The 21,578-nt window shown below is 66.5% G+C and carries 18 protein-coding genes; 3 read left to right on the forward strand and 15 right to left on the reverse strand.

Annotated elements, in window-relative coordinates:
* Positions 1–128: 128 nt before the first annotated feature.
* Positions 129–1,421 carry an adenylosuccinate synthase gene (locus tag H7A85_RS16675; protein WP_182087094.1) on the reverse strand — a complete coding sequence of 431 codons (1,293 nt, stop codon included), beginning with the start codon at positions 1,419–1,421 and terminating at the stop codon, positions 129–131.
* A 215-nt stretch (positions 1,422–1,636) separates the two neighbouring features.
* On the opposite strand from H7A85_RS16675, the gene H7A85_RS16680 reads away from it, so the two are divergent.
* Positions 1,637–2,539 carry a DMT family transporter gene (locus tag H7A85_RS16680; RefSeq protein WP_182087095.1) on the forward strand — a complete coding sequence of 301 codons (903 nt, stop codon included), beginning with the start codon at positions 1,637–1,639 and terminating at the stop codon, positions 2,537–2,539.
* A 56-nt stretch (positions 2,540–2,595) separates the two neighbouring features.
* On the opposite strand, the gene serA is transcribed toward H7A85_RS16680, so the two are convergent.
* Both serA and H7A85_RS16690 read right to left on the reverse strand, forming a co-directional pair.
* Entirely contained in the window at positions 2,596–4,188 is a 1,593-nt protein-coding gene (serA, locus tag H7A85_RS16685) for a phosphoglycerate dehydrogenase (protein WP_182087096.1), read from the reverse strand.
* A 94-nt stretch (positions 4,189–4,282) separates the two neighbouring features.
* On the reverse strand, positions 4,283–5,458 hold the full coding sequence (locus tag H7A85_RS16690; protein WP_182087097.1) for a phosphoserine transaminase: 1,176 nt from the start codon (positions 5,456–5,458) through the stop codon (positions 4,283–4,285).
* A gap of 187 nt (positions 5,459–5,645) precedes the next feature.
* Here H7A85_RS16690 and H7A85_RS16695 point away from each other — a divergent pair, with 187 nt between their 5' ends.
* Positions 5,646–6,164, forward strand: coding sequence for a hypothetical protein (locus H7A85_RS16695; RefSeq protein WP_182087098.1), 519 nt, complete (start codon positions 5,646–5,648; stop codon positions 6,162–6,164).
* Positions 6,165–6,166: 2 nt separating this feature from the next.
* Here the strand turns inward: H7A85_RS16695 and H7A85_RS16700 are convergent, their stop codons facing one another.
* The 12 genes from H7A85_RS16700 to ybgC all read right to left on the reverse strand — a co-directional run bounded on the left by H7A85_RS16700 (position 6,167) and on the right by ybgC (position 19,231).
* Complete coding sequence (locus H7A85_RS16700) at positions 6,167–6,958, reverse strand: outer membrane beta-barrel protein (RefSeq protein ID WP_182087099.1); 792 nt, start codon at positions 6,956–6,958, stop codon at positions 6,167–6,169.
* Between the two features lie 200 nt (positions 6,959–7,158).
* On the reverse strand, positions 7,159–7,989 hold the full coding sequence (locus H7A85_RS16705; protein WP_182087100.1) for an outer membrane protein: 831 nt from the start codon (positions 7,987–7,989) through the stop codon (positions 7,159–7,161).
* Between the two features lie 121 nt (positions 7,990–8,110).
* Positions 8,111–9,457 (reverse strand): phosphoglucosamine mutase, encoded by a 1,347-nt coding sequence (gene glmM, locus H7A85_RS16710; RefSeq protein ID WP_182087101.1) that lies wholly within the window; start codon positions 9,455–9,457, stop codon positions 8,111–8,113.
* 167 nt (positions 9,458–9,624) lie between these two features.
* On the reverse strand, positions 9,625–11,562 hold the full coding sequence (ftsH, locus tag H7A85_RS16715; protein ID WP_182087102.1) for an ATP-dependent zinc metalloprotease FtsH: 1,938 nt from the start codon (positions 11,560–11,562) through the stop codon (positions 9,625–9,627).
* A gap of 128 nt (positions 11,563–11,690) precedes the next feature.
* Positions 11,691–13,079 carry a tRNA lysidine(34) synthetase TilS gene (gene tilS, locus H7A85_RS16720; protein ID WP_182087170.1) on the reverse strand — a complete coding sequence of 463 codons (1,389 nt, stop codon included), beginning with the start codon at positions 13,077–13,079 and terminating at the stop codon, positions 11,691–11,693.
* Positions 12,980–13,927, reverse strand: a complete 948-nt coding sequence (gene ybgF / locus H7A85_RS16725) for a tol-pal system protein YbgF (RefSeq protein WP_182087103.1) — start codon at positions 13,925–13,927, stop codon at positions 12,980–12,982. Before ybgF ends, tilS begins: the two co-directional genes overlap by 100 nt.
* Before the next feature lie 206 nt (positions 13,928–14,133).
* The gene (gene pal / locus H7A85_RS16730; protein ID WP_182087104.1) at positions 14,134–14,682 is read right to left on the reverse strand and encodes a peptidoglycan-associated lipoprotein Pal; all 549 of its coding nucleotides are present in this window, start codon (positions 14,680–14,682) and stop codon (positions 14,134–14,136) included.
* Between the two features lie 97 nt (positions 14,683–14,779).
* Positions 14,780–16,084, reverse strand: coding sequence for a Tol-Pal system beta propeller repeat protein TolB (gene tolB / locus H7A85_RS16735; RefSeq protein WP_182087105.1), 1,305 nt, complete (start codon positions 16,082–16,084; stop codon positions 14,780–14,782).
* Positions 16,085–16,193: 109 nt separating this feature from the next.
* Entirely contained in the window at positions 16,194–17,273 is a 1,080-nt protein-coding gene (locus H7A85_RS16740) for a hypothetical protein (RefSeq protein ID WP_182087106.1), read from the reverse strand.
* A 10-nt stretch (positions 17,274–17,283) separates the two neighbouring features.
* Entirely contained in the window at positions 17,284–17,736 is a 453-nt protein-coding gene (gene tolR / locus H7A85_RS16745; RefSeq protein ID WP_182087107.1) for a protein TolR, read from the reverse strand.
* Positions 17,737–17,784: 48 nt separating this feature from the next.
* On the reverse strand, positions 17,785–18,498 hold the full coding sequence (tolQ, locus tag H7A85_RS16750) for a protein TolQ (protein WP_182087108.1): 714 nt from the start codon (positions 18,496–18,498) through the stop codon (positions 17,785–17,787).
* 268 nt (positions 18,499–18,766) lie between these two features.
* The gene (gene ybgC / locus H7A85_RS16755) at positions 18,767–19,231 is read right to left on the reverse strand and encodes a tol-pal system-associated acyl-CoA thioesterase (protein WP_182087109.1); all 465 of its coding nucleotides are present in this window, start codon (positions 19,229–19,231) and stop codon (positions 18,767–18,769) included.
* 189 nt (positions 19,232–19,420) lie between these two features.
* Here ybgC and H7A85_RS16760 point away from each other — a divergent pair, with 189 nt between their 5' ends.
* Complete coding sequence (locus H7A85_RS16760; protein WP_244631247.1) at positions 19,421–21,577, forward strand: esterase-like activity of phytase family protein; 2,157 nt, start codon at positions 19,421–19,423, stop codon at positions 21,575–21,577.
* Position 21,578 lies beyond the last annotated feature (1 nt).

Raw genomic sequence — 21,578 nt, forward strand, 5'->3', positions numbered from 1 at the left:
AGGCGGCGACGCGGCATCTCTCCACCCCGGACGAGGCGGAGCTGCAAGCCGCTCCGCATCCGGGTCGTGAAGGCCGCGCTGCACGGCCGAACAGTTCAACGGTCTGGAAACCTTATATCAATCTTTCCTTAATCCTGAAACGGATCCCGAACAAGGATCGTGTCGTCACGCTCGGGCGATGTCGACAGGAGCGTGACGGGTGCGCCCACGAGTTCCTCGATCTGGCGAACGTATTTCACCGCCTGAGCCGGCAGATCGCCCCAGGAGCGGGCGCCGGCCGTGGTCGCCTTCCAGCCCTCGAAACTTTCGTAGATGGGAACGACACGCTTCTGCGCGGCAAGGCTTGCGGGGAAATAGTCGATCCGCTCGCCGTCCAGTTCGTAGGCGGTGCAGATGCGGATCTCGTCGAGACCGTCGAGCACGTCGAGCTTGGTCAGCGCCAGCCCGTGGATGCCGTTGATGGCGACCGCCTGGCGAACCAGAACGGCATCGAACCAGCCGCAGCGGCGCTTGCGACCCGTGACCGTGCCGAACTCGTGCCCCTTGGTGCCGAGGAACTCGCCGACCTCGTTGTCCTGCTCGGTCGGAAACGGCCCTTCGCCGACGCGGGTCGTATAGGCCTTGGTGATGCCGAGCACGAAGCCGGCCGCCGAGGGTCCGAGGCCCGAGCCCGCAGCCGCCTGCCCCGCCACGGTGTTGGACGAGGTGACGAAGGGATAGGTGCCATGGTCGATGTCGAGAAGCGTGCCCTGCGCACCCTCGAACAAGATGCGGTCGCCGGCCTTGCGGCGCTCGTCGAGAAGACGCCAGACGCGGTCGATATAGGGCGTGATCTCGGCCGCGACCGAGGTCAGCTCTTCCAGGATCGCGGACGCGTCCACCTCCGGCTGGCCAAGGCCCCGGCGCAGCGGATTGTGGTGCGCGAGAAGCCGCTCGATACGCTCGGGCAGCGCTTCCGGCTCGGCGAGATCCATGACGCGGATCGCGCGGCGCCCGACCTTGTCTTCGTAGGCCGGACCGATGCCGCGCCCCGTGGTGCCGATCTTGGTGCCGGCGGCGGCAGCTTCGCGCGCGGCGTCGAGCTCGCGGTGGAGCGACAGGATCAGCGCGGCGTTGTCGGCGATGCGCAGCGTCTCGGGGCTGATCGACACGCCCTGCCCTTCGATGCGCTTCTTTTCCCCGACGAAATGATGCGGGTCGAACACGACGCCGTTGCCGATCACGGAAAGCTTGCCCGGCCGCACGACGCCCGACGGCAGAAGCGAGAGCTTGTAGGACACGCCGCCCACCACCAGCGTGTGGCCGGCATTGTGGCCACCCTGGAAGCGCACCACCACGTCGGCCCGCTCGCTCAGCCAGTCGACGATCTTGCCCTTACCCTCGTCTCCCCACTGGGAACCGACGACGACGACGTTTGCCATGCATTCTCCTCGAAGGGCCACGACAGCCCTTGTTCGACCGGATGGGCGTTCGGCCGGCTGCCGCGCCCCGAGCCGGGCGAATCCCGGCGCAAAACGGGCGGACTATAGTGAAGCGCGCGGCGCGTTGCGAGGGCGAAGCGCAAGCTTTTCCAACCCTTCCGCCCGCGGGACTCGCGCCCATTGCGCGGCGCCGAACCTCGGCCTATTCAGCGCCCATGCGCAAAACGCTCGCCCACCCCTACGTTCTCCTCAACATCGCGACATTGATCTGGGCCAGCAATACGGTGGCGGGCCGCTTGGCCGTCGGCCATGTTTCGCCCATGGCGCTGACCTGGCTTCGATGGACGGTCTCGGCCTTGGTTCTCCTGCCTTTCGCGTGGCGCTTCGTCAGGGCGGACTGGCCGGTGGTTCGTCGGCGGCTGCCGTTCTTCGCGCTTCTCGGCTTTGCCGGGTTCACCGCGTTCAACGTCCTCTTTTATCTCGCCCTGAACTACACGTCCGCGATCCAGGCGGGCATCGTGCAGTCCGCCATGCCGCTTTTCGTGTTTGCCGGCATGTTCGCGGTCTTCCGCACCCGCGTCACCGCGCTTCAGGTTCTGGGGTTCGCCACGACACTCGTCGGCGTCGTGGTCACGGTCGCGCAGGGCGATCCGGCCGCGCTACTTCACCTCGACGTCAACCGGGGCGATGCGATGCTCGTCGTCGCGGTGATCCTCTACAGCGTCTTCACCATCGCGCTCGCCCGCAAACCGCCGGTCCACTGGCTGACGCTGATGTTCGTGGCCGCCGTGTTCGCCGCGCTTTTGGCGGCTCTTGCGGCTGCGATCGAGGGCGCCATGGGCCAACTCGTGATGCCCGATGCCCGAGGATGGTGGTTGGTTCTCTTCACCGGCGTCGTCGTCTCGATCGCCAGCCAGTCGCTCTACATCAAGGGCGTCGAACTGATCGGCGGCAACCGTGCCAACCTCTTCATCAACCTCGTGCCGATCTACGGCGCAATCCTGGCGGTGGCGATCCTCGGCGAGCCGATCCACCCCTATCACATCGTGTCGCTTCTTTTGGTGTTGGGCGGCATCGCCCTCGCCGAGCGCGGCAGGCCGAAACCCACCGCAGCATAAAAAAGGGCGGCGCCTTGCGGCACCGCCCTTCCATTCTGTGATGCCTCGACGCTCTCTCAGACGTCGAACGTCAGCATCTTCGCCTGACCGATGGCGTTCAGCCCTCGGATTTCGCTCAGGAACTCTTCGCTCAACGGCTCGTCGAGATAGATCACCGCGATCGCGCTACCGCCCTTGTCGTCGCGCCCGAGATGGAAGTTCGCAATGTTGATCCCCGCCTTGCCAAAGGCGGTGCCAAGCTGGCCGATCACGCCCGGCACGTCCTTGTTGGCGGTGTAGAGCATGTAGCGACCGACGTCGGCCTCCATGTTGATGCCCTTGATCTGGATGAAGCGCGGCTTGCCGTCCGAGAAGGTCGTGCCCGCCACCGAGCGCGTCTGGCTCCTGGTGGTCACGGTCACCTTGACGTAGCCGTCGAAGACGCCGGACTTGTCACGCCGCACTTCGGACACGGCAATCCCGCGCTCCTTGGCCATCAGCGGCGCGGAAACCATGTTCACCGTCTGAACCTGCGCCTTCAGAAGACCGGCCAGCGCCGCCGCCGAAAGGGCGCGCGTGTTCATGGTGCCCGGCGCGCCGTCGTAGAGGATCTCGACCGCGTCGATCGGCTCCTCCGTCAGCTGCCCCGCGAAGGAGCCGAGGATCTCGGCGAGCTTGACGTAGGGCGTCAGGATCGGCGCTTCTTCGGCGGTGATCGAGGGCATGTTGAGCGCGTTCGAGACCGCACCGTTGACGAGATAGTCCGCCATCTGCTCGGCCACCTGCAGGGCGACGTTTTCCTGTGCTTCCGTGGTGGAAGCGCCGAGATGCGGGGTGCAGACGACGTTGTCGAGGCCGAACAGCGGCGATTCGGTCGCCGGCTCCACCTCGAACACGTCGATACCCGCGCCCGCCACCTGGCCGGACTTGATGGCTTCGGCGAGATCGGCTTCCACGATCAGACCGCCGCGCGCGCAGTTCACGATGCGCACGCCCCGCTTCATCGTCGCGATCGCCTTCGCGTCGATGATGCCGCGCGTCTTGTCGGTCAGCGGCGTATGAAGAGTGATGAAGTCGGCGCGCTTGAAGAGATCCTCCAGCTCGACCTTCTCGATGCCCAGCTGCGCCGCGCGCTCCTCGGACAGGAACGGATCGAAGCCGATCACCTTCATCCGGAGGCCGACGCCGCGGCTGGCGACGATCGAGCCGATATTGCCGCAGCCGATGACGCCCAGCACCTTGCCGGTGATCTCGACGCCCATGAAGCGGTTCTTCTCCCACTTGCCGGCCTGGGTGGAGGCGTCGGCGGCGGGCAGCTGGCGGGCGACGGCGAAGATCATCGCGATCGCATGCTCGGCCGTGGTGATCGAGTTGCCGAAGGGCGTGTTCATCACGATGATGCCCTTCCGGCTGGCGGCCGGAATGTCGACATTGTCGACGCCGATTCCGGCGCGGCCGATCACCTTGAGTTTGGTCGCCGCCTCGATGACCTTCTCGGTCACCTTGCTGGCGGAGCGGATGGCGAGGCCGTCATACCCTCCGATCGCCTCGAGGAACTTCTCCCTGTCCTTGCCGAGGTCGGGCAGATAGTCGACCTCCACGCCCTTGTCCTTGAAAATCTGGACGGCGGTGGGGGACAGCTTGTCGGAAACGAGAACGCGCGGAGCCATGCGGCTTCTCCATGCACGGAAGGGCGCTGCAGTGCGCCGAAAAAAGGGGATGCGAAAGGGCCCGGCCCCGTTGCGGGGGACGGGCTGGAGCCGGTCAGGCAGCCTGCGCGAGCGCGGCCTTCTGCGCCTCGTAGGCGTAGGCGATCCAGGGCATCAAGGCTTCGAGGTCGGCCGTCTCGACGGTCGCGCCGGCCCAGATGCGAAGCCCCGGAGGTGCATCGCGATAGGCGCCGATGTCGAGGGCGACGCCCTCCTTCTCGAGCTTCGAGGCGACGCCCTTGGCGAACGCTTCCTGCGCGTCCTTCGGCAAGGCGACGATCTCGGGCGCGGTGAACTGAAGGCAGACCGAGGTATTGGAGCGAATGTCCCGGCCCTTGGCCAGGAAGTCGATCCAATCGTTCGCTTCCACGAAACGCTCGATGGCCGCGAGGTTCCGGTCGGCCCGGGCCTTCAGCGCATCCAGACCGCCGAGGCCCTTGGCCCATTGCAGCGCGTCGAGATAATCCTCGACGCAGAGCATGGAGGGCGTATTGATCGTCTCGCCCTTGAAGATGCCCTCGATCAGCTTGCCGCCGGAGGTGAGGCGGAAGATCTTGGGCAGCGGCCAGGCAGGTTTGTAGGTCAGGAGACGCTCGACCGCGCGCGGGGACAGGATCAGGACGCCGTGCGCCCCCTCCCCGCCCAGCACCTTCTGCCAGGAGAAGGTGACGACATCGAGCTTGTCGTAGGGAAGGTCCTGCGCGAAGGCGGCCGAGGTCGCGTCGCAGATGGTCAGGCCTTCACGATCCGCCGGAATGGCGTCGCCGTTCGGCATGCGCACGCCCGACGTCGTGCCGTTCCAAGTGAACACCACATCGCGGTTGAAATCGACCTGGGAGAAATCGACGATCTCGCCATAGGGCGCCTCGAAGACGCGGGCGTCGGCGAGCTTCAGCTGCTTGACGGCATCGGTCACCCAGCCGGCGCCGAAGCTTTCCCAAGCCAGCATATCGACCGGACGCTCGCCGAGGAGCGACCACATCGCCATTTCCACGGCACCGGTATCGGAGCCCGGAACGATGCCGATGCGATAGTCGGCGGGAACACCGAGAACGGAGCGGGTGTCGTCGATCGCCTGTGCGAGCTTGGCCTTGCCGAACTTGGCGCGATGCGAGCGCCCGAGCGGCGCGTCGGAGAGCGCATCCAGCGTCCAGCCGGGACGCTTGGCACAGGGGCCGGACGAAAAACGAGGATTGGCCGGACGCAGGTCCGGCGGTGCGATGTCAGTCATCAAAAGCTACCCTTACAGATAGAAGCGCCTCGTTGGGGAGGCGTGTCCCAAGTGTGCGGATATGCCCATCTCGCCCGGCGGTCAAGCAACAATCGGGCGACGCTCACGCGACGATCACGGGCATTCTATGAAACGGTGCCGCAGCCCGGTGGTTTTGCCTCCGTCAACACTGAAAAGGAGAACCACCATGGCAGCAGGACGAAGCCTGGAACGGCGGGCTCTGGACAAGGACGAGTTGGAGCTCGTGGCGAAGACCCACTACCCCGCCCTTCGCGAACTCGGCCACACCGACATCAACGAGTTGACCCAGCGCCTGCGCGAGCGCCGCGACCGGGCGCGCGAGATCGCCAACCGTCGGCGCGGCGCGGCTCGCCTGGGCCAGGGTCAAGCCGAACCGGAAAACTCCGGCATGCGGCAGAAGGCTGGCGTCCTCGCCGAAGCGTTGGCCCGGCTGAACAAGGAGCGCACGCGGCGCGAGCACAAGGAGGCATCGGCTGCGCTCCAAAGCAATGCCCGCCGAGCGCTGAAGCTCAAGCGCGCCAACGCGCGGCGCAGCGCTCGCCGACCAGGCTCCGGGCGCACCGCGCACGGCGGGATGAACCCCGTCGAGAACGAGAAGGCGGAGCGCATCGGAAGCCCCATGGAGGCCGGCCGCGTGTCCCAGTTCGTCCGCGACGCACAGGGCGCACGCGACAACCGGACCTGACGTCAGTCAAACCGGAAGCGGAGACCGGCGCGGATCGTGTGCCGGTCGAAACCATCGTCTTCGCTCGCCAAACGCGTGCCGGCCGCCGGCTCGAACCGGTAGCTGTCGCCGTCCGTGACCTGGAGGTAATGGTAGCCCGTGTCGATGGCTATCCGGTCGGTGACGTCGTAGGAAACGCCCGCCGACAGGGCATAGGCGAAGCGCCAGGAGTCCTCGCCGATATAGCGGGCTGCGGCCCCGAGCGCCGAACAGGCGGACGTGCCCGAAGGACAGGTCGCCGTGCTCGCAACGTCGGAATAGTTCACATAGACCGCGCCGAGGCCCGCGCCGACATAGGGCGTGAAGCCCGCAACGGTGCCGAGGTCGGCATAAACGTTGGCGAGGAGTTCGACGGCCTCGATCTTGCCGGCATCGCGCGTCGCGCAGAGCGAGGAGAAGCCGCAGAACCATCCGGAGCCGTTCACCGCCTCGACGTTACGCTTCCAGTAGTCCGCCGTCGCATCGAAGCGCAGCCAGTCGGTCGCCTTGTAACCGATGCCGCCCCCGGCGCCGAAACCTTCGTCCAGCCGGATCTCGCCGAAGCGGTCGGACACGGTGCCGAAAGGCGCCGCAAGTTCCTGCGTTCCGCCGAACGTCGCGTCGAACCCGTAGGCGAGATCGCCGCGCACGTACCAACCGGTACCGCGAGCGATCGTGCCGATCTCCGGCGCGTCGAGAATGTCGATGTCGGCGGCTTGCGCGGCTTCCGATAGGAACAGCGCGCCCATGGCGAGAAGGATACGGCTGGACGGCATGGCATGGACTTTCGAGGCTTTGGTCGTTCGGCAGACCCCGCATCGGTGCGCAATGGCACCGCTTGGCCTCGTGGCCGCGGACGGGGTTTACAGGCGGTTAACCATGCCCGCCCACGCTGTGCCGAACCTTGTTGCCCCGTCCGAACGCAAAAAGGCCGCCCCGTGGGGCGGCCTTTTTGAAAGTGTTCGGTGCCGATCGCTCAGAAGAAGCTGTAGCGAAGACCGGCGCGCACCGTGTGGATGTCGAAACCGTTGTCCTTGGTCTGGATCCCGGTCGCGCCGAACTGCTTGTCGGCGCTGTCGTATTCCCAGGAGTCGCCTTCCCAGACCTTGGTGAAGCGGTAGCCGACGTCCAGCGCGAGCTGACTGGTCAGGTCCACCGTCGCGCCGGCCATCAGGGCCGAGGCGAAGCGCCAGTCGTCGGTGCCGTCATGCTGGCCGGAATACGGCGTGTAGCCGGGGTTGCAGGGCGGGCAGACTTCCTGCGAATTCACGGTGTCGTACTTGACGTAGGCCGTACCGATACCTGCGCCGAGGTAAGGCGTCACGACACCGAAGCTCGGCAGATCGACATAGGCGTTCGCCATGATGGTCCACACGTCGGCTTCGGAACTGTCGTTGTAGTTGCACTCCTCGAAAGGACCGAGACCGTGCGCCGGATCGGTCTTGATCATCAGCGGGCACTTGGTCTTGCCGTTCACGTCCGAGCGGAAATAATCCACCGTCGCGTCCACGCGGAACATGTCGGTGAAGCGATAGCCGGCGCCGACGCCGAAAGTCGCCGCATCGCTGAGGCGCAGGTCGTCGTAGCGGTAGTAGTCGTCGATGCCTTCGACGCCGGGGAACTGGTTGTAGAAGGCCCAGTTGCCCTTGGTCTTGGATTCAAAATTGTAGCCGACGTCACCGCGGATGTACCAGCCGCTGAAGGGGGCCTCTTCCACCACCGGGATCGGCTCGATGATATCCGCCGCGCTCGCGACGGACGGCAACAATGCGGCGGCGGCCAGAAGGCCAAGCGCAAGCCGTAGCATGATCGTTATCTCCTGATTTCACGACATTCTGCGGCTTGGGTTCCGCAATGATCGCAAACTTAAGGATTAATGATTAATGCCAGGTTTACCGTGACGTAGCGTTAGGCCTGTTTCTTGACGATCAAGCCGCCTCGCGCTGCAAGGCGCCGATGATGTCATCGACCACGTTGCCGACGAGCGACGGGTCGTCCCCTTCCGCCATGACGCGAATCAGGGGCTCGGTGCCCGAGGGACGGATCACGAGGCGCCCGGTCTCGCCGAGCCGGTCCCGGCCTTGCGCGATCGCCGACTGGACCCGCTCGCGCTCCAGCGGCGCTCCGCCTGAAAAGCGGATATTCTTCAGCACCTGAGGCACCGGCGTGAACTTGCGGCAGACCTCCGACACCGTGCCACCGGCCTTGCGCACGACCGCCAGCACCTGAAGCGCCGATACGAGGCCGTCGCCCGTCGTGCCGAAATCCGAAAGCACGATATGGCCGGACTGCTCGCCGCCGACATTGTAGCCGTGCTGGCGCATGTGCTCGACCACGTAGCGGTCACCGACCTTGGTGCGTGCGAGCTGGATCTGCCGCTCGTTCAGGAAGCGCTCGAGGCCGAGGTTCGACATGATCGTCGCGACCACGCCGCCGGCCGCCAGGCGCCCGTCCTCGGCCCAGGCCTCGCCGATCACCGCCATGATCTGGTCGCCGTCCACCACCTCGCCCTGCTCGTCGACGATCAGAACCCGGTCGGCGTCCCCGTCCAGCGCGATGCCGATGTCGGCCCGCACTTCGCGCACCTTGGCTTTCAGCGCCGCCGGACTGGTGGAGCCGCAGTTGAGATTGATGTTGGTACCGTTCGGCTCGACGCCGATCGAGACGACCTCCGCGCCGAGTTCCCAAAGGACCCCCGGCGAAACCTTGTAGCCCGCGCCGTTGGCGCAATCGATCGCGACGCGCAGCCCTTCCAGAGAGAACTCGCGCGGCAGCGTGCGCTTGGCAAATTCGATGTATCGGTCGTGGACGCCGTCGATGCGCTTGGCGCGGCCGAGGCTCGTGCCGTCCGCCAACCGCTTGGACAGGTCGGTTTCGAGCAGTGACTCGATCTCGCGCTCCACCTCGTCGGACAGTTTGTAGCCGTCCGGGCCGAAGAGCTTGATGCCATTGTCGTCGAACGGGTTGTGCGAGGCCGAGATCATCACCCCGATGTCGGCGCGCAGCGAACGCGTCAGCATGGCGACGGCGGGCGTCGGCATGGGCCCCAGCAGGAAGACGTCGACGCCGGCCGCCGTGAAGCCCGCGACCATGGCGTTTTCCAGCATGTAGCCGGACAGGCGCGTGTCCTTGCCGATCACGACGCGGTGGCGATAGCTGCCGCGCCGGAAGGCGAGGCCTGCCGCCATGCCGACCTTCATCGCGATCTCGGCGGTCATCGGATGGCGGTTGGCGCGGCCGCGGATTCCATCCGTTCCGAAATACGACTTCGTCATAGGGTCTCGTCTCCGCGCGCCGATCTGGTTCTGCAGTAGGGAAGACAGAATGGCGCAGAAAGTAAAAAAGAATGTCAGCGCGAGGCGATGCGTTGATGCGGGTCGACGGATCGACACGAAAAAGGCGGGCCATGGGCCCGCCTTATCTCAACCTGTTTCGCTTCCGGTCAGGCCGAAGGCTGCGGCTCCAGTCCGCCTTCCTTGTCGTCCCGGGGGCCCGACGGCTTCACCGAACCGGCCTTCGGGACCGCGCTCCCGCGCGAGGGCGGCGTGTCGTCGCCCATGTCGCGAGCCAGCGACTTGCCGGCCAGAAGATCGCGGACCTCGTCGCCCGACAGCGTCTCGTATTCAAGCAAGCCGTTGGCGATCGTATGAAGATCGTCGATCCGCTCGTTCAGAATGCGGCGCGCCTTGTTCTCGGCGACCTCGATGATCCCCCGCACTTCCGAGTCGATCAGCCGCGCCGTGTCCTCGGACATGTTCTGCTGCTGCGACACGGAATGGCCAAGGAAGATCTCCTCCTGGTTCTGGCGGTAGCGCAGGCGCCCGAGCTTGTCGCTCATGCCGTATTCCATCACCATCGCACGGGCCATGTTGGTGGCCTGCTGGATGTCGTTGGAGGCGCCGGTCGTCACGTTGTCGAGACCGTAGATGATCTCTTCCGCGGCTCGGCCGCCGAAGATCATCGCAAGGCGCGCTTCCATCTCGTTCTTGCGCATGCCGTAGCGATCGCGCTCGGGCAGATTCATCGTGACGCCTAGGGCACGCCCGCGCGGAATGATGGTCACCTTGTGAAGCGGGTCGTTGTAGGGCTCGTAGATGCCGACGAGGGCGTGGCCCGCCTCGTGATAGGCCGTCAGCTTCTTTTCTTCCTCGGTCATGGCCATCGACCGGCGCTCGGCGCCCATCATGACCTTGTCCTTGGCGTCCTCGAACTCGAGCATGGTGACGAGGCGCTTGGAGCGACGGGCCGCCATCAGCGCCGCTTCGTTGACGAGGTTGGCGAGATCGGCGCCCGAGAAGCCTGGCGTGCCGCGCGCGATGGTGCGCAGATCGACATTGGGAGCCAGCGGCACGTTGCGCACGTGGACCTTGAGGATCTTCTCGCGGCCACCGACATCGGGGTTCGGCACCATGACCTGACGGTCGAAGCGACCGGGACGCAGGAGCGCGGGGTCGAGAACGTCCGGACGGTTGGTCGCGGCGATCAGGATGATGCCTTCGTTGGCCTCGAACCCGTCCATCTCGACGAGAAGCTGGTTCAGCGTCTGCTCGCGCTCGTCGTTGCCACCGCCGAGGCCCGCGCCGCGATGGCGACCGACGGCGTCGATCTCGTCGATGAAAATGATGCAGGGCGCGTTCTTCTTCGCCTGCTCGAACATGTCGCGCACGCGGCTCGCGCCGACGCCGACGAACATCTCGACGAAGTCCGAACCCGAGATCGTGAAGAAGGGCACGTTGGCCTCGCCCGCGACGGCGCGCGCCGTCAGCGTCTTACCCGTGCCCGGAGGACCGACGAGGAGCACGCCGCGCGGAATCTTACCGCCGAGGCGCTGGAACTTCTGGGGCTCGCGCAGGAACTCGACGATTTCCTCGAGATCCTGCTTCGCCTCGTCGACGCCCGCGACATCCGCGAAGGTCACGCGGCCATGCGCCTCGGTCAGGAGCTTCGCCTTGGACTTGCCGAAGCCCATAGCCTTGCCGCCCGCGCCGCCCTGCATCTGGCGCATCAGGAAGATCCAGACGCCGAGGATGAGGAGGATCGGACCAAAGGAAAGCAGCATCGACCAGATCGGATTGGTGTTGTCCGACGGCGGCGAGGCGTTGATCTGGATGTTGCGGCCTTCGAGGCGCGAGACCAGCTGCGGGTCGCCCGGCGAATAGGTCTGGAACGGGCTCGACCCGTCCGTGTAGCTGCCGGAAATGCGCTGACCCTGGATCGTCACCGATCGCACGCGGCCCGAGTCGACATCCGACAGGAACTGCGAATAGGGGACCTCCCGTGAGTTCGCAGTCTGCGAGCCGTTAGAGAACAGCTGAAACAGCGCGATCAGCAGAAGGGCGATGATCGCCCAAAGAGCGAAATTCCGGAAGTTCTGGTTCATTATCCGTCCTGGGATGACGCCCCGATTCGCTTCGCCTTTCGGCGCCTCGAGCCATGACTTGTCATCGAAGATAGGTGGCCTCCAAATCCTTGCCAACAGGCTTCACGGGATTTGCGGCATTTTGGAGCCTAGGGGGTTAATCGATCCGGAGCGCGTCCGGGCAGGTCCGCCCAGATCCGCCAGCCGATCCGCTCGCTCGCAGCCAGCACGCCGAGTTCGGGAAACCTTGCCGCCAACCCGGGATGGACGGCGCGGATCGCCCCGTCCCGATCGAGCCCGACAGGCAGGACCGCCCCGCGAACCTGGGGCGCGGAGGCGTTTCCGTAGGCGCGCAGGGTGTCGATCGGATGATCCCTTGGAAGGGTGATGTCGAAGCGGCGATCGAAGCTGGCGGACTTGGCGCCGCGAAGCGGAACGTCGGCAGGCCCAGTGCGGCCGAACTCGCGGGCGACGATCACTTTTTCGCCGACACGCCGGATACGACAGCCGCCGAGCGTCGCATCGGCCTTTCCGTCGGCGCCGAAGCGAGCCAACAGACGCTCGACCGCGTCCGTTCGAATCGCGCCCTCCCCGCCTCCGACGGCGACCAGCACCCGCTTCCAGAACGCGTTCGGTGCATCACGCGGTACCAGTTCGAGCGCGCCGTCCGGCCTCGGCCGCACCGCGCCGCCTAAGCAAAGCTCGGCTATCGATCGAGCCAGCTCAGCGTCGGCTTCTCGCCGCGCGGCCTGCGCCTCGCGCAGTTCGAGGTCGAGCAGGCGGCGGTCGTACAGCCCGCTCGCCAGTGCATGCCGCAGCCGCACACGCGCGAACGCGTCGCTTCGGTTGCTGGGGTCGTCGATCGCGGTCAGCCCCTCGCGCCGTACCCTTGCGGCCAGTTCGGCCTTCGGCAGCCGGAGAAATGGACGGAGAAGCACGAGGCCGGGCGCCAGATCGCGCCATGTGCGCATGCCGGCGAGCGCCGTTCCCGTTCCGCCCCGCTGGCGCGCGAGACAATGCGTTTCAAGCTGATCGTCCGCATGATGGGCGGTGACGACGGCGCCGGCACTGATGCGCCGGGCTTCGCGCGTGAGGAGATCGTAGCGCGCCTCGCGCGCCGCAGCCTGCAGATTGCCGGTAAGGCTCGCCCTGCGTTCCCAGCTGAGCGTTCGATGGGGAAGACGGAGTTCGCGGCAAACCGACGCGACGTAGTTAGCCTCCGCCGCCGACTCCGGTCGCAGGCAATGATCGACGGTCGCCACCGTGATCGACGGGAAGCCTGCACGGGAACGCAACTCGGCCGCAGCCAGAAACAGTGCCAGCGAATCGGGACCGCCCGAAACGGCCAGGAGGATCGCACCGATCGCGCCGCGATGGCGCTCCGCCTCGATGATCGAAAGGCGGACGGCGTCTTCGAGCGAGGTGGCCGGGTCGGTCGTCAGCCGCAGTTCGCCGACTTGGTCTCGCCCTGGAGCTTGCGCTTCACGTTGGCGCTCATGTCGGGATAGCGCTTGCCGATCTCGGCATAGGTCACGCAGGCCGTTTCGCGGTTGTTGAGCTTGGCGAGCGACATGCCGAGCTTCAGCATCATCTCCGGGGCCTTGCCGCTCTTCGGGTGCTGCTTCTGCGCGTTCAGGAACACCTCCGCCGCGTCGCGGTACTTGTTCTGCGCGAACAGGCTTTCGCCCAGCCAGTATTGCGCATCCGCCGCATCCTGCGAGTTCGGATAGGCCTGCGTGTACTGGCGGAACGTGTTTTCGGCGAGCTGGTAGTCGCCGGCGAGCATGTAGTTGTAGCCCAGCGAATACATCTCGACCGGACCGTTCGTGGCGATCGAGGCGACCTTGTTCGAACCGCTGGCAGGGGCCGGTGCCTCGGTGCGACTGGGCTCGTTGATGCTGGTGTCGCCGAGAAGCGCGCCGATCTCGTCGGTCCGCTGGCCGCTCGGCACCGTCGCGTCGTTGACGCTCGGCGGCGCGGCGGACGCGACGCGCTCGCTGGGAGCCGGCGTCTGCGGGGGCGTGTCGGCCTGCGTCCGGCGCTGCGGCGTGGCCGAAGCATTGCTACCGCCGCCGCTCCCGCCTTCCAGGTCCTTGAAGCGGAATTCGTTGTCTTCCTGCGTCTTGCGAAGCTGCTCCTGGAGCTGGAGCACGAGGAAGGACAACTCCTCCACCTTGCCCGTCAGCCGGCGCATTTCCTCTTCCACCTGCGACATGCGAACGCCGCCGTCGCCCGCCTGCGCCATGACGACGGGCTGCTGCGAGCTTTCAGCGACGAGTGCGCGCGAGCCACCCAGACCGAACGGCAGCTCCAGCGCGGATGCCGGCGTGCCCAGTGCGGCCACCACGGCGAGAACGGAGAAAGATGCGAGCTTCATGCTGGCCATGCGAAGATCCCCTCGGCATCGCTGGGGACGGTCGCCTTTGCCCGTCGGGCATTCGGCCGGCCCCGCGAGAACCTGTCGACCCCTCCGCTTGAAGAAGCGGAAGGCGTCCAAAGTTGGGCCGGTGCTAGCACAACCCTGCGGGATGCAACGCAAAACGGCCCCGGAGGGCCGCTTCACACGTGTGACTGTTGCCAAAGAGCCGCAGATCAGCTGCCAGCGCCGGACAGGACGGTGACGGCCCGGCGGTTCTGCGACCAGCACGAGATGTCGTCGCAAACGGCCACCGGCCGTTCCTTGCCGTAGGAGATGGTGCGCAGCCGGTTGCCGGCGACGCCCTGGCTGACGAGGTAGTCCCGCGTGGCGGCGGCGCGGCGGGCGCCGAGCGCGAGGTTGTATTCGCGCGTGCCGCGCTCGTCGGCATGGCCCTCGATGGTGATCGAGTAGTTCCGGTACTGGTTCAGCCATTGCGCCTGGCGCGACAGCGTCTGCTGGGCGTCGGCGCGGATCGAGGTCGAGTCGGTGTCGAAGAAGATGCGGTCGCCGACATTGACCGTGAAGTCCTGGCTGGTGCCCGGAGCTGCCGACCCGCCGGCGCCGCCGGCACCGTAGCCGCCTGCCCCGCCCGCGCCGCCAAGCCCGAGGCCGGCGGCGTTGTCGGGAAGACCGTTGTTCTTCTTGGCGCAGGCCGAGAGTGCCAGCGCTGCAACCAGCGCGAGGGCGATACGACCATGGACCCCAGTAGCGATGCGGCGCATGGCCGTCTCCTTACGTGTATGGATTTCCGTGACAGCCCGTTTACCATATTCGAGGTTAACGACCGGTCAACAGGCGGTTGATTCGACTGAGGAAACTTTATTCCAGGGCCGGCGACCAAGCCGGGTCGGAACCGTAGTTCGGCGTGGCGATCTTCTGCTCGTTGCGACCCGTCAGATCGATCGAATAGAGCTGCGGACCCCCACCCTGATCGCGGAAGAACATGATGACGCGCCCGTTCGGAGCCCAGGTCGGCCCCTCGGCGTGGAAGCTCGACGTCAGGATGCGTTCGCCCGAGCCGTCCGGCTTCATCACGCCGATCTGGAACTGGCCGCCCGACTGCTTGGTGAAGGCGATGAGATCGCCGCGCGGGCTCCAGACGGGCGTGTTGTAGCTGCCCTGCCCGAAGGAAATGCGCTGCTGCCCGCCCCCGCTCGCATCCATCACGTAGATCTGCGGACGCCCACCGCGATCGCTCTCGAACACGACCTTGGAGCCGTCCGGCGAATAGGAGGGCGAGGTGTCGATCGCGTTGGTCGAGGTCAGGCGCGTCGTCGCGCGCGAGCGAAGGTCCATCGCGTAGATGTTGGAGTTGCCGTCCTGCTGGAGGCTCATGACCACCTTCTGCCCGTCGGGCGAGAAGCGCGGTGCGAAGGTCATGCCCGGGAAGTTGCCGACCACCTCGCGCTGCCCGGTCTCGAGCTGCAGAAGGTACACGCGCGGCTCGGCGTTGCCGAACGACATGTAGGTGATTTCCTGCCGGTTCGGCGAGAAGCGAGGCGTCAGCACGAGGTCGCCGCCCTGGCTGAGATAGCGTACGTTGGCGCCGTCCTGGTCCATGATGGCGAGGCGCTTCTTGCGGTCGGTCTTGGCACCGCTCTCGTCGACGAAGACGATGCGCGTGTCGAAGTAGCCCTTCTCGCCGGTGAGCCGCTCGTAGATCGCGTCCGAGATGATGTGGGCGATGCGGCGCCAGTTGTCGGGGCTGGCGTAGAATTGCTGCCCGTCGAGTTGCTGGCCGGCATAGGTGTCCCACAGGCGGAACTCGACGCGCAGCCGCCCATCGGCTTCAGGTGTGACGCGCCCGGTAACGAGGGCCTGCGCGTTGATCACCGTCCAGTCCTGGAAGCGGGGCGTCGCGTCCGGGCCGATGTCCTTCTGGATGAAGGCGGACTGGTTGATCGGGGCGAACAGGCCGGAGCGCTTGAGATCGGCGTTCACGACCTCGATCAGCTTAGTGCCCAGCGCATCGCGCGACTGGAAGTTCGGCAGGGCGATCGGCAGCGGCTGCACGTTGCCGCGCGTCACGTCGATCTCGACCTGAGCCTGGGCGCTGGAGGAAACGGCAAGGCCCGCCACGGTGGCGGCGAGCGCAAGGGCGAAGGATCGGATGAAGCGCGTCATGGAAGGGACCTTCCCGTTATGGCGTCGAACCCTGAGGCCGCTAGGCAATCGGGTTCGATGAGGCACGAAGAATGGGCGAGCGGCGACGGGGCGCCATCGCCGGGTTTGTTCAGAACATCTGGCTCGGATCGAAATTGACGGTGACCTGCGCCCAGGTATCGTATTTCTCGGCCGGCAGGTTGTAGGGCGCGCAGCGGCGCACGGCGCGCACCGCCGCTTCGCTGGCCGTTCGCTCGGCCATCGAGGCGCCGCCGCCGGACAAGATCTCGGGCATGCCCTCGACGTCGCCTGACGGCGAAAGCCGCATGGCGATCTTCACGCGGAACGAACCGGCTTCCGTGCTGCCGGCGGGCGGGTTCCAGCATTGCGAGATCTGGCCGATCAGGGCGTCCATCTCGCTTTGCGACAGGGTGCCGCCGGTCGCCTTTTTGGCGCCCAGCGCGGCCTGCTGGGTGGAGCGCTTGGCGCCGCCGCCCGACGAATCCTGCGTGTTGAGGAGCGCGGCGATCTCGTCGGCGTCGAACGATTTCTCGGACGAGGCGTTCTTTGCCGGCTTCTTGGTTTCCTTCGGCTTGTCCGGCGTCTTGGCCGCTTCCTTCACCGGCTCCTTGACCGGCTCGGGCTTCTTGGCCTCGGCCACCTTCACGGGCTCGGGCGGCTTCGGCTTGACCTGCGGGCGCGGCACGTTGCGCGGCGGCGCGGGCGTTTCCGCTTCCGCCTTGGCGATCTCGGCCGCCAGCGGGTCGATCTCGGGCACCGGCTCTGCCGGCGTCGGCTCGGGCTTTTCCTCCGCGACCTCTTCGGGAGGCGTCGGCTCGGGCTTGGGCGTCGGGGCCGGCTCGACCTTGGGGGTCGGCGGCGGCGGAGGCGGCGGCGCTTCGGCGGCGGCCGTCTTCACGCTTTCGCGCGGAGCGGCCTTGGGCGCCGGCGGCGTCGGCAGATCGACCTCGTTGTCGCCGACGTTCTGCGCGTCCATCGGCAGCTTCGGAGGCGTCTTGGTCGGGGTCGGCGCGGACGTTTCGGCTTCCGGCGCCTTTTCGTCGCCCTGCGTCGCCTCGCTCATGTCCGAGATCAGCGTCACGGGCAGCGCTTCGGCGCCCATGTCGAGCTTTTCCGGCGGCCCGAACGACCACAGACCCCAGGTCAGGAGCGCGGTATGCAGGATCGTGGAGGTGACGACGGGTTTCATGATGCGCGCGTCAGCTTCCCGCGGTTTCCTGCGAGGTCACGAGACCGATGTTCTTGAAGCCGGCGGCCGAGATGCGCGACATGACGCGCATCACCGTGCCGTAGTCGGCCGAGCTGTCGGCGCGCAGGAAGATGCGCTCCTCGTAGCCCGCTTCCGCGATCGCCTTGAGCTGCTCGACGACGGCGTCGGGCGCGACGGGCGTTTCCTGCAGGAAGATCTCGCCACCCTTCTGGACGGAGATCGTAATCGGCTGCTTCTGGGCGCTCAGCGCCTTGGCATTGGTCTTGGGCAGCTCCAACGGAACGCCGACCGTCATCAGGGGCGCGGCCACCATGAAGATAATCAGCAGCACCAGCATGACGTCCACCATCGGCGTCATGTTGATCTCGGCCATGGGAGCCTTGCGCGCACGCCGACCCCGGCGCGACCCGCCCGACGATGCAGCTCCCGTCGACATGCCCATGGAAACGACCCTTCGAAAGAATGGAAACGACCGGAAGAAGCGACGCGCTTAGCGCGCGGCCTTCTCATCGATCTGACGGGACAGGATGGACGAGAACTCGTCGGCGAAGGCTTCGAGGCGCGAGCCGAGCTTGCCGGCATCCGCCGACAGCTTGTTGTAGGCGATGACTGCGGGGATGGCGGCGACGAGGCCGATCGCCGTCGCCAGAAGCGCCTCGGCGATGCCGGGCGCGACGACGGCCAGGCTCGTTTGCTCGGACGCGGCGATCGACTGGAACGAGGTCATGATGCCGACCACCGTGCCGAAGAGCCCAATGAACGGCGCGGCGGAGCCGACGGTCGCCAGGAAGCCGAGGCGGGACTCCAGCCCCTCCATCTCGCGCGCCATGGTGACGTCCATCGCCTTTTCGATGCGGGTCTGCAGACCGATCGGCGAGCGGGCGCCCTTCTCGAAGCTCTTCTTCCATTCGCGCATGGCGGCGACGAACAGCGCGCCCATGCCGCTCGTCTTGCGGTCGGAGAGCGTGTGGTAGAGCTCTTCGAGAGACTGGCCGGACCAGAAGTTGTTCTCGAACTGGTTGAGCTGGCGGCGGAAGCGGCTGTAGCGCTGCCATTTGTCGAAGATGATCGCCCAGGTCCAGACGGACGCCACGAGCAGCCCCAGCATCACGAACTTGACGATGAACCCGGCCTGCCAGAACAATCCCAGAAGGGACATGTCGTGGGCGGGTGCGGCCAGCGCAGTCTGAGCGACCTCGTTCATAACCCTTGCGTTCCTCAGAATCCGGCGGAGCGGTCTGGCCTTTCGGCCGATCAGTTGCGAGCCGAGCCGTTCGGCGGCGGCCGGGCGAGCCCCCAGCCGGTTCGATCAGCTTCGAAGCTTCGTCGATCCCGCCCCTTTCGCCGGGGATTCCGGTGAAAGAATGGCGTGACGCAGCTGGCCCTTCGAACTTGATCAAGCATCGTTAGGGTTAACAAATCGTGTGCGAGGGAAAAATTCCCCCTTCGAGGATGGCCGCCAGGAGCGGGCGTCAGGCGGTGGCCTCCTCCCCGCCCGGCCCGCCGAGGCGCTCGGCGACCGCCGCCGGCATGCGGCGCGGCTTGCCCTCCGGCGAGATCACCGCGACCTTCACCTTGGCCTCGACGAGCACCTCCTCGCCGCGCAGGATGCGCTGGTCGAGCACCACCCGCGCGCCGCCGAGAAGCGTCGTTCTCGTTTCCACCCGAAGCACGTCGTCGATCCGGGCCGGGCGTAGGAACTCGATCTCCATGCGCCGGACCGCGAACGCCATCGGCTCGCCGAACGTCCCGGCCATCAGCTCACGGTGGCCGATACCGTGAAGGCGCAGATAGTCCGTTCGCCCGCGCTCCAGGAAATGCAGGTAGCGTGCGTGGTACACGACGCCGGAAAAGTCGGTGTCCTCGAAGTAGACGCGAACGTCGAGCCGATGGCCCGTTTCGGTCAGTTCGCCGGACAGAGTGTGGGTATCGCTCATCGCCCGCTCATAGCCCGTCCCGCGACAGGCTGCCAAGCGACGCGGCGCGCCCCGTCATCGATCCGTCACGCGAGCGTCATCCCATCGTGATCCCCGGCTGATTGGAGGAGCCGACCGAACACGAACCGGAAGGTTGCCATGCGCCCGATCCACCTGCCCGCCCTCGTGGCGCTTCTCGCCGGCACCGCGATGCCGGCAGCCGCCGAGCCCGTCTTCAACCGGATCGCCTCCTTTCCCGTCGCGGCCAACCTGCCGGCCGGCACGGACCCGAAAAGCGCAACATCCGCCGAGATCGTCGCCGCCTCGCCGGACGGCAACACGCTGGTCTATTCCGACAGCCCGCATGGTGGCATCGGCTTCATCGACATCACCGACGCCCGCGCGCCGAAGGCCGGCGGCTACACCCCGTTCGAAGGCGGCGAGCCGACCTCGGTCGCCGTGGCGGGTACCAACGTCCTCGTCGGCGTCAACACGTCGCAAAACCGCGCCAACCCCTCCGGCTTCCTCGCCACCGTCGCCTTCGCGGACCGTTCGATCGCGGCGCGCTGCGACCTCGGCGGCCAGCCGGACTCCGTCGCGGTGTCGCCGGACGGCTCGCTCGTCGCCGTCGCGATCGAGAACGAGCGCGACGAGGACGTGAACGACGGTGCGCTGCCCCAGATGCCGGCCGGCTTCGTCGTCATCCTGCCCTTGAAGAACGGCGCCCCGGACTGCGCGTCGCTTCGTCGCGTCGAGCTGACCGGTCTTGCGGAAGTCGGCGCCGACGACCCGGAGCCGGAATTCGTTTCCTTCAACGAGCGCAACGAGTTGGCGGTCACGCTTCAGGAAAACAATCACATCGTCATCATCGATGGGTCGACCGGCAAGGTGACGGGCCACTTCAGCGCCGGCGCGCTAGCACTGGAAGGCGTCGATGCGCAGGACGACGGACGCATCGCCTTTACCGACACGATCGAGGCGCGCCCGCGCGAGCCCGACGCGATCAAGTGGTTGGGCACAGATCGCCTCGTGGTCGCCAACGAAGGCGACTGGAAGGGCGGAACGCGCGGCTTCACGATCTTCAACCGTGACGGCAGCATCTCCTACGAGTCCGGCCCGAGCTTCGAGATGGAAGCGGCCAAGGCCGGCCACTACCCGGACAAGCGCTCCGACGCCAAGGGCATCGAGCCCGAAGGCTTGGAGGTCGCCGAGTTCGGCGGGAAGCGATACATCTTCGCCCTCGCCGAACGCGGCTCGGTGGTCGGCGTTTACCGCGATACGGGCGCGGCGCCGGAGTTCGTCCAGCTTCTGCCGTCGGGCATCTCGCCGGAAGGCGCGGTCGCCATCCCCGGCCGCAATCTCATCGCCACTGTCAACGAGGCGGATCTGGTCGAGGACGACGCCGCTCGCAGCCATGTGATGCTGTACGAGCGGAGTGAAGGCACGCCGGCCTACCCGCAGATCGTCTCGGTCGAGAAGGACGGGCACCCGATCGGCTGGGGCGCGCTGGGCGCTCTTGTCGCCGATCCCGCCCAGCCGGAACGCTTCTTCGCCGCCAGCGACAGCGCGTACGGCAAGGCACCGACGATCTACGCGATCGACGCCGGCTCCAAACCGGCGCGGATCACGGATGCCACGATCGTGACAGAAGGCGACAAGCCGGCGGCCAAGCTGGACATCGAGGGAGTCACGCCGGACGACAACGGCGGTTTCTGGCTGGCGAGCGAGGGCAACCCCGAGAAGGAGGTCCCGCATCAGCTCGTGCATGTCGATGCGGCCGGCAAGGTCCTGGAGAAGGTCACGTTCCCCGCCGCGCTTCTCGAACACCAGACGCGGTTCGGCGCCGAGGGCATCGCCAAGGTCGGCGACCGGCTCTGGATCGCCGTGCAGCGCCCCTGGAAGGACGACCCGAAGAACACAACCAAGCTTCTCGCCTACGACCTCACATCGAAGGAATGGGGCGCCGTTCGCTACCCGCTGGAAGCGCCCCCGGCCGAGGGTGCGTGGGTCGGCCTGTCGGAGCTGACGGTGTCGGGCGATGATGCCTATCTGATCGAGCGCGACAACCTGATCGGCGACGCCGCCCGGCTGAAGCAGATCACGCGCGTCGCCTTGTCCAACCTGAAGCCAGCGCCGCTTGGCGGGGATTTGCCGACTGTCTCGAAGACGGTGGTGCGTGATCTCCTGCCCGCCCTGCGGGCGCAGACCAACGGCTACGTCGTCGACAAGGTCGAGGGCCTCGCGATCGACCGCGACGGCAACGGCTTCGTCGTCACCGACAACGACGGGGTGGACGATTCCTCCGGTGAGACCCTGTTCTTCGGCATCGGGCGCATGAGCGACCAGTCCGCCGCGCTCAAGAACTGAT

Origin of the sequence: Aureimonas sp. ME7 (genome assembly GCF_903970965.1) — a bacterium.
GTDB lineage: Bacteria > Pseudomonadota > Alphaproteobacteria > Rhizobiales > Rhizobiaceae > Aureimonas.

Excerpts from the sequence above, each read along its gene's own strand:
- H7A85_RS16675 (WP_182087094.1), bottom strand. The coding sequence starts at position 1,421 with ATGGCAAACGTCGTCGTCGTCGGTTCCCAGTGGGGAGACGAGGGTAAG.
- H7A85_RS16680 (WP_182087095.1), top strand. The coding sequence starts at position 1,637 with ATGCGCAAAACGCTCGCCCACCCCTACGTTCTCCTCAACATCGCGACA.
- serA (WP_182087096.1), bottom strand. The coding sequence starts at position 4,188 with ATGGCTCCGCGCGTTCTCGTTTCCGACAAGCTGTCCCCCACCGCCGTC.
- H7A85_RS16690 (WP_182087097.1), bottom strand. The coding sequence starts at position 5,458 with ATGACTGACATCGCACCGCCGGACCTGCGTCCGGCCAATCCTCGTTTT.
- H7A85_RS16695 (WP_182087098.1), top strand. The coding sequence starts at position 5,646 with ATGGCAGCAGGACGAAGCCTGGAACGGCGGGCTCTGGACAAGGACGAG.
- H7A85_RS16700 (WP_182087099.1), bottom strand. The coding sequence starts at position 6,958 with ATGCCGTCCAGCCGTATCCTTCTCGCCATGGGCGCGCTGTTCCTATCG.
- H7A85_RS16705 (WP_182087100.1), bottom strand. The coding sequence starts at position 7,989 with ATGCTACGGCTTGCGCTTGGCCTTCTGGCCGCCGCCGCATTGTTGCCG.
- glmM (WP_182087101.1), bottom strand. The coding sequence starts at position 9,457 with ATGACGAAGTCGTATTTCGGAACGGATGGAATCCGCGGCCGCGCCAAC.
- ftsH (WP_182087102.1), bottom strand. The coding sequence starts at position 11,562 with ATGAACCAGAACTTCCGGAATTTCGCTCTTTGGGCGATCATCGCCCTT.
- ybgF (WP_182087103.1), bottom strand. The coding sequence starts at position 13,927 with ATGGCCAGCATGAAGCTCGCATCTTTCTCCGTTCTCGCCGTGGTGGCC.
- pal (WP_182087104.1), bottom strand. The coding sequence starts at position 14,682 with ATGCGCCGCATCGCTACTGGGGTCCATGGTCGTATCGCCCTCGCGCTG.
- tolB (WP_182087105.1), bottom strand. The coding sequence starts at position 16,084 with ATGACGCGCTTCATCCGATCCTTCGCCCTTGCGCTCGCCGCCACCGTG.
- H7A85_RS16740 (WP_182087106.1), bottom strand. The coding sequence starts at position 17,273 with ATGAAACCCGTCGTCACCTCCACGATCCTGCATACCGCGCTCCTGACC.
- tolR (WP_182087107.1), bottom strand. The coding sequence starts at position 17,736 with ATGGGCATGTCGACGGGAGCTGCATCGTCGGGCGGGTCGCGCCGGGGT.
- tolQ (WP_182087108.1), bottom strand. The coding sequence starts at position 18,498 with ATGAACGAGGTCGCTCAGACTGCGCTGGCCGCACCCGCCCACGACATG.
- ybgC (WP_182087109.1), bottom strand. The coding sequence starts at position 19,231 with ATGAGCGATACCCACACTCTGTCCGGCGAACTGACCGAAACGGGCCAT.
- H7A85_RS16760 (WP_244631247.1), top strand. The coding sequence starts at position 19,421 with ATGCCGGCAGCCGCCGAGCCCGTCTTCAACCGGATCGCCTCCTTTCCC.